General features: G+C 71.9%; 13 protein-coding genes. 7 read left to right on the top strand and 6 right to left on the bottom strand.

Annotated features, from left to right (window positions below; all coding sequences use genetic code 11):
* The first annotated feature begins 52 nt into the window (after positions 1–52).
* A complete protein-coding gene (locus AAW13_RS18135; protein ID WP_046733121.1) occupies positions 53–1,678 on the top strand; it encodes a succinic semialdehyde dehydrogenase in 1,626 nt (541 codons plus the stop codon).
* 76 nt (positions 1,679–1,754) lie between these two features.
* On the top strand, positions 1,755–3,533 hold the full coding sequence (locus AAW13_RS18140; RefSeq protein ID WP_046733122.1) for a GMC family oxidoreductase N-terminal domain-containing protein: 1,779 nt from the start codon (positions 1,755–1,757) through the stop codon (positions 3,531–3,533).
* A 132-nt stretch (positions 3,534–3,665) separates the two neighbouring features.
* On the opposite strand, the gene AAW13_RS18145 is transcribed toward AAW13_RS18140, so the two are convergent.
* On the bottom strand, positions 3,666–4,691 hold the full coding sequence (locus AAW13_RS18145; protein WP_046733123.1) for an LAETG motif-containing sortase-dependent surface protein: 1,026 nt from the start codon (positions 4,689–4,691) through the stop codon (positions 3,666–3,668).
* Positions 4,692–4,878: 187 nt separating this feature from the next.
* Here AAW13_RS18145 and AAW13_RS18150 point away from each other — a divergent pair, with 187 nt between their 5' ends.
* Positions 4,879–6,042: a hypothetical protein gene (locus AAW13_RS18150; protein WP_046733124.1), complete on the top strand. Its 1,164-nt coding sequence runs from the start codon at positions 4,879–4,881 to the stop codon at positions 6,040–6,042.
* A 606-nt stretch (positions 6,043–6,648) separates the two neighbouring features.
* Here the strand turns inward: AAW13_RS18150 and AAW13_RS18155 are convergent.
* Positions 6,649–6,930: a chorismate mutase gene (locus AAW13_RS18155; RefSeq protein WP_046733125.1), complete on the bottom strand. Its 282-nt coding sequence runs from the start codon at positions 6,928–6,930 to the stop codon at positions 6,649–6,651.
* A gap of 293 nt (positions 6,931–7,223) precedes the next feature.
* On the opposite strand from AAW13_RS18155, the gene guaA reads away from it, so the two are divergent.
* Positions 7,224–8,804: a glutamine-hydrolyzing GMP synthase gene (gene guaA, locus AAW13_RS18160; RefSeq protein ID WP_046733126.1), complete on the top strand. Its 1,581-nt coding sequence runs from the start codon at positions 7,224–7,226 to the stop codon at positions 8,802–8,804.
* 50 nt (positions 8,805–8,854) lie between these two features.
* On the opposite strand, the gene AAW13_RS18165 is transcribed toward guaA, so the two are convergent.
* Positions 8,855–9,337 carry a pyridoxamine 5'-phosphate oxidase family protein gene (locus AAW13_RS18165; RefSeq protein ID WP_046733127.1) on the bottom strand — a complete coding sequence of 161 codons (483 nt, stop codon included), beginning with the start codon at positions 9,335–9,337 and terminating at the stop codon, positions 8,855–8,857.
* Positions 9,338–9,476: 139 nt separating this feature from the next.
* Here AAW13_RS18165 and AAW13_RS18170 point away from each other — a divergent pair, with 139 nt between their 5' ends.
* Positions 9,477–10,271, top strand: a complete 795-nt coding sequence (locus AAW13_RS18170) for a class II aldolase/adducin family protein (RefSeq protein ID WP_046733128.1) — start codon at positions 9,477–9,479, stop codon at positions 10,269–10,271.
* Between the two features lie 8 nt (positions 10,272–10,279).
* Here the strand turns inward: AAW13_RS18170 and AAW13_RS18175 are convergent, their stop codons facing one another.
* Entirely contained in the window at positions 10,280–11,167 is an 888-nt protein-coding gene (locus AAW13_RS18175) for a DUF4429 domain-containing protein (protein ID WP_046733129.1), read from the bottom strand.
* A gap of 188 nt (positions 11,168–11,355) precedes the next feature.
* Here AAW13_RS18175 and AAW13_RS18180 point away from each other — a divergent pair, with 188 nt between their 5' ends.
* Together AAW13_RS18180 and AAW13_RS18185 are read left to right on the top strand one after the other, a co-directional pair.
* Positions 11,356–12,633, top strand: a complete 1,278-nt coding sequence (locus AAW13_RS18180; protein WP_046733130.1) for a hypothetical protein — start codon at positions 11,356–11,358, stop codon at positions 12,631–12,633.
* 225 nt (positions 12,634–12,858) lie between these two features.
* Complete coding sequence (locus tag AAW13_RS18185) at positions 12,859–13,389, top strand: DoxX family protein (RefSeq protein ID WP_046733131.1); 531 nt, start codon at positions 12,859–12,861, stop codon at positions 13,387–13,389.
* On the opposite strand, the gene AAW13_RS18190 is transcribed toward AAW13_RS18185, so the two are convergent.
* Positions 13,386–13,610 (bottom strand): hypothetical protein, encoded by a 225-nt coding sequence (locus AAW13_RS18190; protein ID WP_046733132.1) that lies wholly within the window; start codon positions 13,608–13,610, stop codon positions 13,386–13,388. The genes AAW13_RS18185 and AAW13_RS18190 overlap by 4 nt on opposite strands.
* Positions 13,597–15,027, bottom strand: a complete 1,431-nt coding sequence (locus AAW13_RS18195; RefSeq protein WP_046733133.1) for a PspC domain-containing protein — start codon at positions 15,025–15,027, stop codon at positions 13,597–13,599. The genes AAW13_RS18190 and AAW13_RS18195 overlap by 14 nt, the downstream gene beginning before the upstream one ends.
* Between the last annotated feature and the right edge of the window lie 95 nt (positions 15,028–15,122).

Below are 15,122 nucleotides of genomic sequence, written 5' to 3' on the forward strand. Positions count from 1 at the left end.
CCGGGTTACCCACGGGTACCCAAAGGCTTCGCTCCCGAATACCCTGCGGCTCATGACGGACTCGCAGGCCCCGGCGCACGCACCGGCCCCCACCGGCACGAACCCCCTCGCTCCCGCCCCCGCGGGGGCCCGAACGGCCGCCGACGTGGTCACGCCCGAGTTGGTCGCCCAGCTCACCAAGGGCGTCGTCGGCTCCGGACGCACGGCCAACCACACGCCGTTCACCGGCGAGAAGCTGGCCGACCTGCCCGAGTCCACCCCCGAGGACGTGGCGAAGGCCTTCGACGCGGCCCGCGCCGCCCAGGCCGTCTGGGCCAAGGTGCCGGTACGGCAGCGCGCCGCCGTCCTGCTCCGCTTCCACGACCTGATCCTGGAACGGCAGGCCGAGGTCCTCGACCTCATCCAGCTGGAGACCGGCAAGGCCCGCCTGCACGCCCACGAGGAGGTCCAGGCCGTCGCCGTCGCCTCCCGCCACTACGGCCGCAAGGCCCCTGCCTACCTCAGGCCCAAGCGGCACACGGGCGCCATGCCCACCCTGACCAAGGTCACCGAACTGCGCCACCCGCGTGGCGTGGTCGGCCAGATCGCCCCCTGGAACTACCCCCTCGAACTCTCCGTCGGCGACGCGCTCCCCGCCTTCGTCGCGGGCAACGCGGTCGTCATGAAGCCCGACACCGAGACCTGCCTGACCGCCCTGTGGGCGCGTGACCTGCTCATCGAGGCCGGCCTGCCCGCCGACGTCTTCCAGGTCGTCATCGGGGACGGTCCGGTCGTCGGACCCGAGGTCGTCCGGCACGCCGACTACGTCTCGTTCACCGGCTCCACCCGCACCGGCCGAGAGGTCGCCCAGGGCGCCGCGGCCCGCCTCGTCGGTGTCTCCCTCGAACTCGGCGGCAAGAACGCCATGCTGGTCCTGGAGGACGCCGACATCGAGAAGGCGGCCGCCGGCGCGGTCCGCGCCTGCTTCTCCTCGGCGGGCCAGCTGTGCATCTCCATCGAGCGGCTGTACGTCCACGAGTCGATCGCCGACGCCTTCGTCGAGCGCTTCGCCGCCCGTACCAGGGCCATGCGCCTCGGCCGCTCCCTCGCCTACGGCGCCGACATGGGATCCCTGGTCGGCGAACGGCAGTTGGAGACCGTCACCCGGCACGTGGCGGAGGCCGTGGAGAAGGGCGCGACCGTCCTGGCCGGCGGCACCGCCCGCCCCGACATCGGCCCCTACTTCTACGAGCCCACCATCCTCGACGGCGTCGAGGACGCGATGGCCGTCTGCACGGAGGAGACCTTCGGTCCGGTCGTCTCCGTCTACCGCTTCAAGACGGACGACGAGGCGATCGAGCACGCCAACGGCACGCCGTACGGCCTCAATTCCTCGGTCTGGACGAAGAACGGCGGCCGCGGCCGCGCCGTCGCCGCCCGCCTGCGCACCGGCACCGTGAACGTCAACGACGGCTACGCCCCGGCCTACGGCAGTGTCCAGTCCCCGATGGGCGGCATGAAGGACTCGGGCCTGGGCCGCCGGCACGGCTCGGAGGGCATCCTCAAGTACACGGAGGCCCAGACGGTGGCCCAGCAGCGCCTGCTGCCGATGGCCCCCTCACTGGGCATGGACGACGAGAAGTACGCCCAGTTCATGAGCACCAGTCTCCGGGTGATGAAGGCACTGAGGCTGCGCTGAGACGCCCCTCGGAGGCGCGGGGAACCGCGCGATCCACCACTGACGGCCCGCACGCGAAACTCAACGAGGAGCACCCGTGCCCCAGGACACCTACGACTACGACGTCATAGTCGTCGGCTCAGGCTTCGGCGGTTCCGTCACCGCCCTCCGCCTCACGGAGAAGGGCTACCGCGTCGGCGTCCTGGAAGCCGGCCGCCGCTTCACCCGCGACACCCTCCCCAAGAACTCCTGGGACATGAAGAACTACCTCTGGGCCCCGCAGCTCGGCTGCTACGGCATCCAGCGCATCCACCTCCTCGGCAACGTCATGGTCCTGGCGGGCGCCGGGGTGGGCGGCGGCTCGCTCAACTACGCCAACACCCTCTACATCCCGCCGAAGCCCTTCTTCGACGACCCCCAGTGGCGTGACATCACGGACTGGCAGGACGAGCTGAAGCCGTACTACGACCAGGCCCAGCGCATGCTCGGGGTGCGGCTCAACCCCACCATGACCCCCTCCGACGTCCACCTGAAGGCGGCGGCGGAGAAACTCGGCGTCGGCGACTCCTTCCACCTCGCCCCGGTCGGCGTCTTCTTCGGCGACGGCAAGGACGCCGACGGCGAGTCGAAGGCGGCCCCCGGCGACCCGGTGGACGACCCCTACTTCGGTGGCGCGGGCCCCGCCCGCAACGCCTGCACCGAGTGCGGCGAGTGCATGACCGGCTGCCGGCACGGCGCGAAGAACACCCTCAACGAGAACTACCTGCACCTCGCCGAACGGGCGGGCGCGGTCGTCCACCCCATGACCACCGTCGTCTCCGTCACCGACGACTCCCAGGGCGGCTACGCGGTCGCGACCCTCCCCACGGACGACAGGAAGAAGGCGGAGGGCCGGATCTTCAAGGCGCGCCGGGTCGTCGTCGCCGCCGGCACGTACGGCACCCAGACCCTCCTGCACCGGATGAAGGCGGGCGGCCAGCTCCCGTATCTCTCGGACCGGCTGGGCGACCTCACCCGGACCAACTCCGAGGCCCTGGTGGGCGCCCAGACCGACGACCGCCGCTACCGCAGGGCGCACGGCACCCCGAAGGCCGACTTCACCAAGGGCGTCGCGATCACGTCCTCCATCCATCCGGACGAGAACACGCACATCGAGCCGGTCAGGTACGGCAAGGGCTCCAACGCGATGGGCGGTCTGTCGATCCTCCAGGTGCCGTACGCGGACGGCTCCTCCCGGGTCCTCGGCTGGCTGGCGAACGCGGCCCGGCACCCGCTCCTGGTGCTGCGCTCGCTCTCCAACCGGCGCTGGTCGGAGCGGACCATCATCGGCCTCGTCATGCAGTCCCTGGACAACTCCCTGACGACCTACCTGAAACCGGACGGCGTCGGCAAGGGCCTGCTCACCGCCCGGCAGGGGCACGGCGCGCCCAACCCCAAGCAGATCAGGGCGGCTTCGGAGGCGGCCACCGTGCTCGCCGCCGAGATCAACGGCTTCGCCGGCAGCAACGTCGGCGAGCTGATGGGCACCCCGCTCACCGCCCACTTCCTCGGCGGCTGCCCGATCGGCGACTCCCGGGAGACCGGGGTCATCGACCCCTACCACCGGCTGTACGGCCACCCGGGCATCTCGGTCGTGGACGGCGCCGCCGTCTCCGCGAACCTGGGGGTGAACCCGTCCCTCACCATCACGGCACAGGCCGAGCGCGCGATGTCGTACTGGCCCAACAAGGGCGAGCCGGACCCGCGGCCGCCGCACGGCGAGGCGTACCGGCGCCTGCGCCCGGTCGAGCCGAACGAACCGGCGGTCCCGGCGGAGGCGTTCGGCGCCCTGCGACTGCCGTTCCTGGGGATCCCGGCGGTACCCCCGAAGAAGTAGCCGGTCAGGCGGCCGCACACCGACCCGATCAGGTGGCCACACACCGAAGAGGGACCTGAGCCCCCCTCCGAGCCCAGGTCCCTCTTCATCGGGTGCGCGGCCGCCGTGTCACGACGGTCCGGGCGACCTTGTCTATGCGCCGGCGCCGGCCTTCCGGCGGCGCACCACGAACACCGCGGCCGCGCCGGCCACCACGGCGGCCCCGCCGACCAGGCCGATGACCGGGAGCGCCGAGCTGGAGCCGGTCTCCGCGAGGTTGCCGGTCGGCAGGTCGGAGACGTTGCCCTGGGGCTTCTTCACGGAGTCCTTGCTGCCGTTGTCGCTCGGCGTGGCGGTACCCGGGTCGGGGTTGGACGAGCCGGCCTTGAGGACCGTGAAGTCGTACTGGGCCCAGCCCTCGGCGATGCAGTCCTGGCCGTCGACCTTGTCGAGGTAGGCACCGGAGCCGAAGGAGTAGGCGTCACCGGCGGGCGCCTTGGCGTCGATGGAGACACGCAGGTCGACCGACTTGCTCGCGCCCGACTTCAGCTTCTCCACGTAGAAGAAGTAGTCGCCGGCCCAGTCGTCGCTGCCGATCCGGTCCCAGGAGCCGCTGTCGGGGTTCTTGAACTCCAGGTCGACGTACGGGCTGAGGTACTTCGACTCGTCCAGCTCGTAGTTCTCGATCTCGGCGTAGAAGGCGACACCGTCCACGTCCGTCTTCGACTCGTTCGTCACGGTCAGCTTGAAGGCGTGGAAGCCGTCGCCCGCGACGATCTTGCCGGGCAGGCCCTTGATGTCGGCGGACACCTTGGCGTTGGCGAAGTTCTCGTCGAGGTCCTCGCAGTACGGCACGTCCGGGTCGGACGGGTCCTCGCTGGGCTCGGCCGACTCGGAGGGCTCCGTCGAGGCGGACGCCGACGCGGAGGCGCTGGCGCTCGCGCTGTCGCTGGGCGAGGCGGAGGCCGACGCGGACTCGGACGCCGAGGCGCTGTCGGTCGGTGCCACGGAGTCGGACGGAGAGGGCGACGCCGAGTCGCTGGGTATCTCGCTGGGCGCACTCTCCGTCGCCGTCGGCGTCGCGGTGTCCTCCGCGAACGCGGCCGGCGCGGACAGCAGGGCGAGCGGCGCGATGACAGCCGTGGCGGCTGCCGCGGCCATGGCGCGACGAAGCTTCATGCAAGGACCCCCGTGACTCAGGTGCGGCGGGCGGATGTGACCGCAGGTTCCGGTGATGTGACCGGTGAATGCTGTGAATGGTTGCGTCCACATTCACAGAATCCTTATGTGACGGTCGTCACTTCACCTGGTCGTTCGGTGGGGTGGTTATTCTCACCTCCGTCGAACGGCCGAGCGAGAGAGTGTCATGTCTGACAGACGGTCCGAGCAGTCGCCGGGGGACGAGCCGTCGTCGTCCTCCCCCATACCTGACGAGGTGTGGGAACAGTTCATGCGTGACAACGAGCGGGACATCCGCAAGTCCGCCCCCAAGGAGCCCTCCGCCCGCGCCCGCGAGGTGACCGAGCGGCTCAAGGGGCGGAAGGGGGAGCCCGAGGGGTGGCGGACCGGGCCCGCCTGGCAGGAGATGAACGGGCGGGCGGCCAGACGCCGCAAGGGGTGGGCGTTCGTCGGTGTGCCGCTGGCGATCGCGCTGGCCGTCGTGGCGATGCGCCCGTCCCTGATCCCCGGTGATCCGATCGGCTCGCTCACCGGCACGTCCTCGGGCACGGACACCGCCACCTCGTCCCTCCCCGACGAGACCGCCGCGCCGACGGCACCGCCCTCCGCGGTCGCCCGCGACACCCCGACCCTCGCCCACCCGTTCGCCGGTTCACCGGCGCTGCGCTGGGCCGACGGCGCGGCCGGCATCGTGCTGCCGAAGGCCACCGCGCTCGGCGCGATCCCCAAGGCCCGCGTCGAACTGGCCCTCCAGCAGACCAGGAAGCTGCTGATCGACGCCAACCTCAACCCGAAGGTGGTGGCCGGCGCCCGCCCCGAGACCGCGCTCTCGGTGCTCGACCCGGAACAGCCCGGCGTGCTCGACGACCTGAACACCTCACTGCGCAGCCCCAGCAAGACCCACGACCCGCTGTTCCTCTTCAGCCGCTTCGACCCGAAGGAGGTGCGGCCGGCCGGGAAGGTCATCAAGGTGCGCGGCCGGATCACCTTCAAGCAGGGCAAGTTCGAGGGCGTGGCCGTGCACGCCGACTACACCTTCGTCTACCCGGTGGTGCCCGCCGACGGCTCCACCGAGGTCGCCCGCACCATCGTGCGGCGCGTCGTCGACACCGAGCTGTCCGACCCCGCGCACTACCGGGTCACCCCCGGCCGGCTGAACCTCGTCCGCTACGACGAGTCCGCGGGCAACTCGTCCTGCGACGTGTACGACGGCTATCTGCACCCGCAGTTCCCGTCACAGCTGTCCAGCGGGGGCGGCGCCGACCCGACAGGGCCGTCCATGGACCCGTACGACCGCAGCCGCGACATCGGTGCGGTACCGGAGGGGTGCAACGCGTTGAGCCGTACCTGACCCGGGTTCTCCGGGAACAGGCGAAGGGCCCCGCGGGACGGAGCCGCGGGGCCCTTCTTCCGTCAGCACCGACGTCAGGGCAGCGTCGGTGCCGGGGAGCGGCGCCGGGGGGTTGCGCCGCTGGTCTCTGTGCCCTGTACCACCGTCCGTGACCCTGGGTCGGCGCCCGGCGCACTGGGGGTGTACGGCGGGTCTGGACCTTTGGCGGACGGTCCGCACACGGCAATACCGTTGCCTGAACTGGGACTTGGGAACCGCGAAGGCTTCGGCGGCCTTCTCTGCATCGTGCTGGATGTCCGCGGCCTCCGCAACCGTTTGACCCAGCCCTTGTGCATTTTTGCAATTTTCCGCCGGTCGGCCCCGGGCGTCCCCGGAGCCGGCCGTATCTTGGGTGACCGGGCTGCTGTCCCCTGCCGTCCGGTCACTTGACCGGAGCGAGGTCCCACGACGCACGGCACGTTCCGTACGTCTCATCGCTCCAGCGAGCCACGCGTGGTTCTTTCGGGCCCGCCCCTGGCTGGCACGGACACCCCACCAACGAAGCGGTCCGGGTGCCGGTCACGCGCCGTACGGGTGAGAGCCGTACCGAACTCAGATCCGCCCGACTCAGATCCGGCCCCGGCACAGCTCCAGCAACGTCATCGCGAGGGCCGTGCCGGGCCTGCCGAGCGCGTCCCTCCAGTGGCCGAGGATCTCCGTCTCGCGGGAGAGGTTCACCCGCCGGCCGCCGGAGGCGATCCGGGCCTCCTGGACGACGGCGGAGACGGCCATCCGTTCCTGGATCAGTCCGATGATCCGATCGTCCAGTGCGTCGATGCGCTCGCGCGCACCGCTGATCACGTCGGCGGCCTCGGGGGTACGGGCACCGGTCACATCGAGAGCGGTCATGTCGGGCTCCTCGTCCACGGGGGTCTACGGGGCCGTCCGGACCGGCACGATCCGGAGAAACACCAGGCGCCCCGGACCTTGTCGGCCCGGGGCGCCTGGGGAAGTCGCTTGTCAGTTGCTCAAGCAGCACGACCATGGCAGCCGGTGGGCCGGTCGCCATAGGTAAACAGGAAGGTCGTCTGGGTGAGCATGGGGGCGAGTATGCCACAGAACCCTGATCCGGGAGCCGTCCCGGCGAGCCCCGTTAGAATCGATGGCACAGACCCCCCGCCCAGACCGCCGGAAGGCACCCCGTGTCATCAGCGACTCCCGCTGCCGCCGCTCCCGACACCGTCCTGGTCGTCGACTTCGGCGCGCAGTACGCCCAGCTCATCGCCCGTCGCGTCCGCGAGGCCCGGGTCTACAGCGAGATCGTGCCCAGCACCATGCCGGTCGCCGAGATGCTCGCCAAGAACCCGGCGGCGATCATCCTCTCCGGCGGCCCCTCGTCCGTGTACGAGGAGGGCGCCCCCCGCCTGGACCGCGCGCTCTTCGAGGCCGGCGTCCCCGTCTTCGGCATGTGCTACGGCTTCCAGCTGATGGCGCAGGTCCTCGGCGGCACCGTCGACAACACCGGTGCCCGCGAGTACGGCCGCACCGACCTGCACGTCTCCAAGTCGGCCTCCACCCTGTTCGAGGGCACCCCCGCCGAGCAGCACGTGTGGATGTCGCACGGCGACGCCTGCTCCGCCGCCCCCGAGGGCTTCGCCGTCACCGCGTCCACGGACGTCGTGCCGGTCGCCGCCTTCGAGAACGACGAGCGGAAGCTCTACGGCGTCCAGTACCACCCCGAGGTCATGCACTCCACGCACGGCCAGCAGGTCCTGGAGCACTTCCTGTACCGCGGCGCGGGCCTCAAGCCCACCTGGACCACGGGCAACGTGATCGACGAGCAGGTCGCCGCGATCCGCGAGCAGGTCGGCGACAGGCGCGCGATCTGCGGCCTGTCCGGGGGTGTCGACTCCGCGGTGGCCGCCGCCCTCGTGGCCCGCGCCATCGGCGACCAGCTGACCTGCGTGTACGTCGACCACGGTCTGATGCGCAAGGGCGAGACCGAGCAGGTCGAGAAGGACTTCGTGGCCGCGACCGGCGTCAAGCTGGTCGTCGTCGACGCCGAGGCCCGCTTCCTCGACGCGCTGGCCGGCGTCTCCGACCCGGAGCAGAAGCGGAAGATCATCGGCCGCGAGTTCATCCGCGTCTTCGAGCAGGCCCAGGCCGAGATCATCGCGGACGCGGGCCCGGCCGTGGAGTTCCTGGTCCAGGGCACCCTCTACCCGGACGTCGTGGAGTCCGGCGGCGGCACCGGCACCGCGAACATCAAGTCGCACCACAACGTCGGCGGGCTGCCGGAGGACCTCGAGTTCAAGCTGATCGAGCCGCTCCGCAAGCTCTTCAAGGACGAGGTCCGGATGGTCGGCCAGGAGCTGGGCCTGCCGGAGGAGATCGTCCAGCGCCAGCCCTTCCCGGGTCCGGGCCTCGGCATCCGGATCGTCGGCGAGGTCACCAAGGAGCGGCTCGACCTGCTCCGCGACGCCGACGCCATCGCCCGCGAGGAGCTCACCGCGGCCGGTCTCGACCGCGACATCTGGCAGTGCCCCGTGGTGCTGCTCGCGGACGTCCGCTCCGTCGGCGTCCAGGGCGACGGCCGTACCTACGGCCACCCGATCGTGCTGCGCCCGGTCTCCTCCGAGGACGCCATGACGGCCGACTGGTCCCGTCTGCCGTACGACGTCCTCGCGAAGATCTCCACCCGGATCACCAACGAGGTCCGCGACGTCAACCGCGTCGTCCTCGACGTCACCTCGAAGCCGCCGGGCACCATCGAGTGGGAGTAGGCCCCGTCCCGGGCTCCCGGGGAGTTCCGGGCTTCGGGGCCTGGCCGGGCTCAGGTGCGCTTGACCGTGCGCACCGGCCCACCGGGCCGCCAGGACTCGACGACCAGGTAGGTGTCGTCCTCCACGTAGGTCCGCACGACCTCCGTCAGCTCGGTACGGAAGAGGTGGAACGGCCCCTCGGGCGGTTTCACCTCTTGCGCGTACGGACCCTTCACCGCCGGGTCCGTCACCTCGTACGCCCGGCCGCTGATCCGGATGTCCCCGGTGCCGCCCATCGCGGTGCCCTCCCCGGGGTTGGCCTGGAGCGCGAACCTCGGGTCCCGCAGCAGGTCCAGGGCCTTCACCGAGTCCGGCATCATGCCGAACCGGAGTTCGCCGTCCAGGAACTGGACCTCCAGTCCCGAGGTGCGGGGCGAACCGTCCTTGCGGAGTGTGGCGAGGACGTGGTGCCGGTAGGGGGCGAAGCGCTCCTGCGCGGTGTGCGCCAGCTCGGGCGCGGCGGCGGTGAAGGCCGCCCAGTTCGTACGCGTCATGAGTGCCAGTCTCGTAGCGATACCCGACATCTTCTGTCGTGAATTGCCCGCGCGCGTCATCTTTACGGAACAGCTCTGTTTTCCTGCACTGACCGGCGGTAACTTCCGCCCGTAACACAAACCCAGTGCTGGAGGACCTATGCACGGGCCCACGCCGCCCCTGCCGCTGCCCACCGATCAGCTCCGGTTCGCGATGCCGCCGATGCACGAGTCGCTCGACGACGAGCGCCGGCATCGTAAGGAGCGGCTCGCGGGCGCGCTGCGGATCTTCGGCCGGGCCGGGCTCGAGGACGGTGTGTCCGGGCACATCACCGCCCGCGACCCCGAGTACTCGAACTGCTTCTGGGTCAACCCGTTCGGTATGCCGTTCAAGCACGTCACCGTCAGTGACCTGGTGCTGGCCAACCAGGACGGCCAGGTCATCGAGGGCCGCTACCACGTCAACCAGGCCGCCTTCACCGTGCACGCCCAGGTGCACGCGGCCCGCCCGGACGTCGTCGCCGTCGCCCACTGCCACTCCGTGCACGGCCGCGCGCTGTCCGCCCTCGGCGACCTGCTCGACCCCATCAGCCAGGAGAGCTGCGCCTTCTACGAGGACCACGCCCTCTACGACGCCTACACGGGTGTCGCCGTCGACGCCGAGGAGGGCCGCCGGATCGCCGCGGCCCTCGGCTCCCGCAAGGCGCTGGTGCTGCGCAACCACGGGCTGCTCACCGTCGGCGACTCCGTCGACGCGGCCGCCTGGTGGTTCCTGTCGATGGAACGCTCCGCGCAGGTCCAGCTGACCGCGAAGGCGGCCGGCCGCCCGCTGCTCATCGACCACAAACTGGCCGTCGCCACCCGCGAACAACTCGGCGGCGACCTGGTGGCCTGGATCAACTACCAGCCGCTGTGGCAGGACATCAGCCGCAGCGAACCGGACCTGCTGAGCTGACCCACCGCTCAGAAACCCCGCAGCACGGCCGCCTTCGTCCGTGCGAACTCCTCGTCCGTGAGCACCCCGTCCCGGTGCAGCTCGCCCAGCTCCCGCAGCCGGCGCAGCAGCATGTCGTGGTGGTCGGCCGGCCGGCGCTGCACGGGAACCGGCGGCCGGTCCCGGTCGGCGCACTCGGTGGCCGGCCGGGCCGACGGATGCGGCAGCCGGGCCGTGACCGCCGCCGCGACCAGCGCCGTCAGCAGATCGCGGCGGACACTGCCCCACAGGTCGAGCGCGTACGGGTCGCGCTCCGCCGGCAGTTTCGAGAACACCGTCTCCCGGGTCACGAACCGCAGGAAACCGTCCTCGTGGCCGGAGTTGGGCAGCCACTCGACCTGCACCAGATCGCCGACGCCGATGATCCGCGGCCCGGTCGCCCGCTTCACCCGGTCCGAGGTGTCCGCCCAGTCGATCCTGACCCGGGTGCCGTCGAAGGACACCGTCCCGTCCGAGGACCGCACCGACACCGGCACCGGCGGCCCCGGCAGCAGGTACGCCTCCGTCGGCTCGCTCGGGACCTGGTCCAGCAGCAGCGACTGGCGGATCTCCGCGGCGACGTACTCGGCCACCCCGGACCGGTCCGCGTCCACCGTCAGCCGGTACGGATCCGCCGCCTCCGGCAGCCGGCCGCCGGTCGCCTGTAGCAACGGGTCCGCGCCCTCGCGCAGCCGCATCCGCAGCCGCCCCCGCTTGCGCTCCGGCTCGTACACCACCCCGGCCACCGCCTCCAGGGGTACGACGATCTCCCCGTAGGTCTGCCGGAACAGCGGTACGGACCGGTGGCGGCCCGGCGTGATCCGGACCGTACTGCCGTCGAAGGCCCAGGTCCCGTCCCGCTGGATGATCTCGGCCATGGGGGGATTCTCGCAGCCGGGTCAACCTGTCCTCCGTACCTTCACTCGTCGTGACCGGCCCACTGGCCGAGAACGGCGTGGCGTAGGGCACAATTCGCTCTCGACACATGGCAGTTGCACGGCGTCGTCCGGCCCCGGGGAGGGCCCCGCGCGCCGTGCCCCGGGCGTGGGGAAGGCTGGGGTCGGACGTGGCGGTGCAGGAGGCGAGGCAGGGCGCCGGTTCGGGTGTCCACGGCGGCGGCTGCGCGTGCGGGGACTGCCCGCACGGAGCCCGCGAGGGGCATCGGCGTGCGGTCGCCGAATTCCTCCTCAAACGGGACGAGTTCGCGGCAGGGCAGGGGCTGCCCGCGGCGGTGGCCCACTCGGCCTCCGCCTCCCGCCAGTGGGTCTCCGAGGAACTGGCCCAGTCCGCCGAGGCCGTCGCCGACCGCGGCCGCGCCGAGGGCGGGGCCTGGCTCGCCCGGCTCTGGCTGCGCACCGTGGTCACGGTGTGGGGCGCCGTCCTGGTGCTGCTCCTCGGCCAGGCCCTCACCGCGATCGGCGCGGGCTGGACCAGTGCCCGCACCGCGGGACTGCTCGCCGCCGTGACCGTGGCCCTCGCCGTCAGCGCCGCCTCCTGGTTCCACCGGGCGCGCGGCGGTGTGCTCGCGCCCGTCATCGGTGAGGACAACCGCATGTCCACCTCCCGCACCGTCGCCGCCTCCTGGGTTCTCCTCGTCGCCTACGCCGTCCTCGTCCTGGCCGGCCGCCTGGCCGCCGCCTCCTCGCCCGCCGACCGGGACGCCCTCATCTCCGGCCTCGACCTGGCCCGCGGCGCCGGTGTGGTGACCGTCCTCGCCGTGGTCAGCGGGATCGCCGTGCTCGTCCGCCGGGTGGTCGGACTGCGGATCCTCGGCCAGCGCCTTCAGAAGGTGCGCGCCCACCGCCCGCGCGCCGCCGACCTCCTCACCGACGACTCTGGCCGGGGCACCTTCGCCGACATCCAGTACGTCGTGATCAGCGCCGTCGCCCTGGTCTTCGCCGCGGTACGCCTCGCCCGCCGTCCCGACCAGCTCCCCGACCTGCCCTGGGGCCTCGCGACGGTGGTGCTGATCTCCGCCGCGACCTACCTGGCCGGCAAGTACGCCGAGGGCGGCCGCCCGATGATCCTCTCCGTGGTCCGCGCCCGCGAGGCCGGTGACCTGGACGCCCCGATCCGCACCGGCGACGACATCGAGATCCGCGGCACCGGCTTCGTCCCGCCCGGCGCCCAGACCGCCGACCGGCTCTCCCGCATGGTCGTCCGCATCGGCGCCGTCAACGTCCACGTCCCGCTGGTCCCCGTCGCCGGTGGCTTCAGCAACCCCACGGACGACGTCCTCACCGTCCCCGTCCCCGCCGAGGTGGAACCCGGTTCGGTGGAGGTCCAGGTGGTCACGGCGGCCGGGGTGGCCACCAACCGGTGCGTGGTTGAGGTGACGGACTGAACCGCCCGAGCGGAACCCGCGGGGTGAGTGACGGACCGGATGCGGACCGGATGCCCGCGCCTGCTCGCCGCTGACCCACCTTGCCCACCTTTCACCACTGTCCCGGGTGACGAAGACCAGCCGAAATTCGGAAAATCGTCCCGAGAAGGATTGAGCCGGTCGCCGCTGTCGTACGTATGGTCTGTTGAGGGGCCCGGGCACGGCGGCGAGAGGCGGCTACTGGCGATGACTCACGGCATTCGTACGGATACGCACTCCCCTTATCTCGACGGTGACCGAGGCCTGCGGGACACCGCCACCCGGTACGCCCTCCTTCCCCTGCGGATCTTCCTCGGCGTCACCTTCATCTACGCCGGGCTGAACAAGCTGACCGACAGCGCCTTCCTGAAGTCCGGCGGCTCCGGATCCATCGGCGACACCATGCGCGCCGTCCGGGACTCCGCCGCCATCCCGGCCCTGGTCGACCTGGCCCTGAAGAACCCGGTCGGCTTCGGCACCGCGATCGCCATCGGTGAGGTGGCCGTCGGCCTCGGCACCCTCTTCGGCCTGCTGGCCCGCCTCGCCGCCCTCGGCGGCGCGCTGATCTCGCTCAGCCTCTGGCTCACGGTCAGCTGGGCCAACTCCCCGTACTACTACGGGAACGACCTCGCCTACCTGATGGCCTGGCTCCCGCTGGTCCTGGCCGGCGCCCCCTACCTCTCCCTGGACGCGATGCTCCGGTCCCGGCGCCGACAGCGGTCCGGGGGACTGGGCTAGGGCGTACCCCCCGGGCGGGCGGTGGTGCGGCGGCGCCTGCGTATCGCCCGGGTCAGGGACGCCGTCACGGCGGCCAGCACGAGACCGGCCACCATCGCCGGGATGACCGCGAACCACTCGGTCTGCCAGAGGCCGCCCGCGTCGCCGGCGTAGGCGATCCCCGACGCCGTCAGGAAGACACCGACGATCAGCCGCCCGGGCTGGAACTCATGCCGCAGCACGGGTCACCTCCACCTGTCCGGCGCCGACCCGGAGGTCCAGGTCCAGCGTCCCCGTGTGCTTCGCGCCGCTCGCCGGCGGCAGCGTCACGTCCTTGTGCCTGCCCGGCTCCACGTCCACGTCCTTCTCGTCGTCACCGGGCAACTGGATGTCGCCCACCCCCACGTCGATGCGCATCCGCACCGTCACGTCCGCCGGCACCACGATCTTCAGCTGGCCGGCGCTCACCTCGGCCGCCGTCGACACCGTCTGTCCGTCGGCGACGCGTATGTGCCGCAGGTCCAGGGTGCCGACCCCGGTCCCCAGGTCGTACTCCGACGCCACCTGGGCCGCCGTCGCCGGGGTCCAGGACACGCGTGACCAGTGCGTGGTGATGTCGGACGGCAGGGCCGTCGCCCCGGCCAGCAGCGCCGCCGTGACGAGTGCCAGGAACAGCGAGCCCGCCCCCGTACGCCCCAGGAACGAGCTGACCGCCGTACCCACGCCGAACACGATCAGCGCCGCGGCCAGACCGGCCTGGAGGCTGGTGCCCAGAGGGTGCGTGTCCCAGGTCAGGCCTGTGCCCAGGGTGCCCGCCAGCAGCGCGAACAGGAAGATCCAGCCGCCGATCCAGTGCGGTCCGCGGGGCCCCCGGGGCCCGGGGGGCGCGCCACGGCGGGCGGAGACGTCCTGGCCGTGGACCCACGGGGTGCCGAGCCGGAAGTCGATCCCCGGGGCGTCGGGGCCGCGGACGTCGGCCGGACCCCACAGGTAGCCGGTGCCTCCGACATGGGTGCCGTCCTTCACGATCGGGTCGCGCCACCACGACGGGTAGGAGACCGGGACCGGCGGGGCCTGGGCCTCCGGCGGGGCGTCGGCGACCGCCTGGGCGGACAGCGGGTCCGGGTCGGGGGCACCGCGCCGCCGCGACCAGTACCCGGCCCCCGCCAGCAGTACGGACAGGACGACCGCGAAGGCCAGCACACCGCCGTTCTTGATCATCGTCAGCAGCACTCCGCAGCCGACCAGGGCGAACAGCACGGCCGCCAGGGCCTGCCCGTCGACCCGGCCGGTCAGCAGCTTGCGGACCTCGTTCTCCTCGTCGTCCTCGTACGGCACGAAGAGCCAGGCGAAGCCGTAGAAGAGGAGGCCGATGCCGCCGGTCGCGGCCAGCACGGCCAGGGTGATACGGAAGATCACCGGGTCCAGGTCGGTGTGGCGCCCGAGCCCCGCGCACACGCCCGCGATCATCTTGTGCCGGCGGTCCCGCCGGAACGGGGGGAAGTCCTCCCCGGCCGGTTCCGCGGGCGCACCGGGGGCGGCCCCCGGCGCGGTCGCCTCCGTCGCGGCGGGCGCGGCATCCGACGGCCCGGTGCCCGGGGCGGGCCGCGGGCCGGGGCCGGGTCCCGGACCCGTCGCGGCGTGCTCGTGATCAGTCATGAGTCAATGGTGACGGCCGCGCCGCCCCGACGGCAGTCGGGACGACCCTGGCAGAACCCTGAAATCCGCCCCGAGACCGGCCCGGGAAGCGTTCG

This window comes from Streptomyces humi (assembly GCF_001005085.2).
In the GTDB taxonomy this organism is placed as follows: domain Bacteria; phylum Actinomycetota; class Actinomycetes; order Streptomycetales; family Streptomycetaceae; genus Streptomyces; species Streptomyces humi.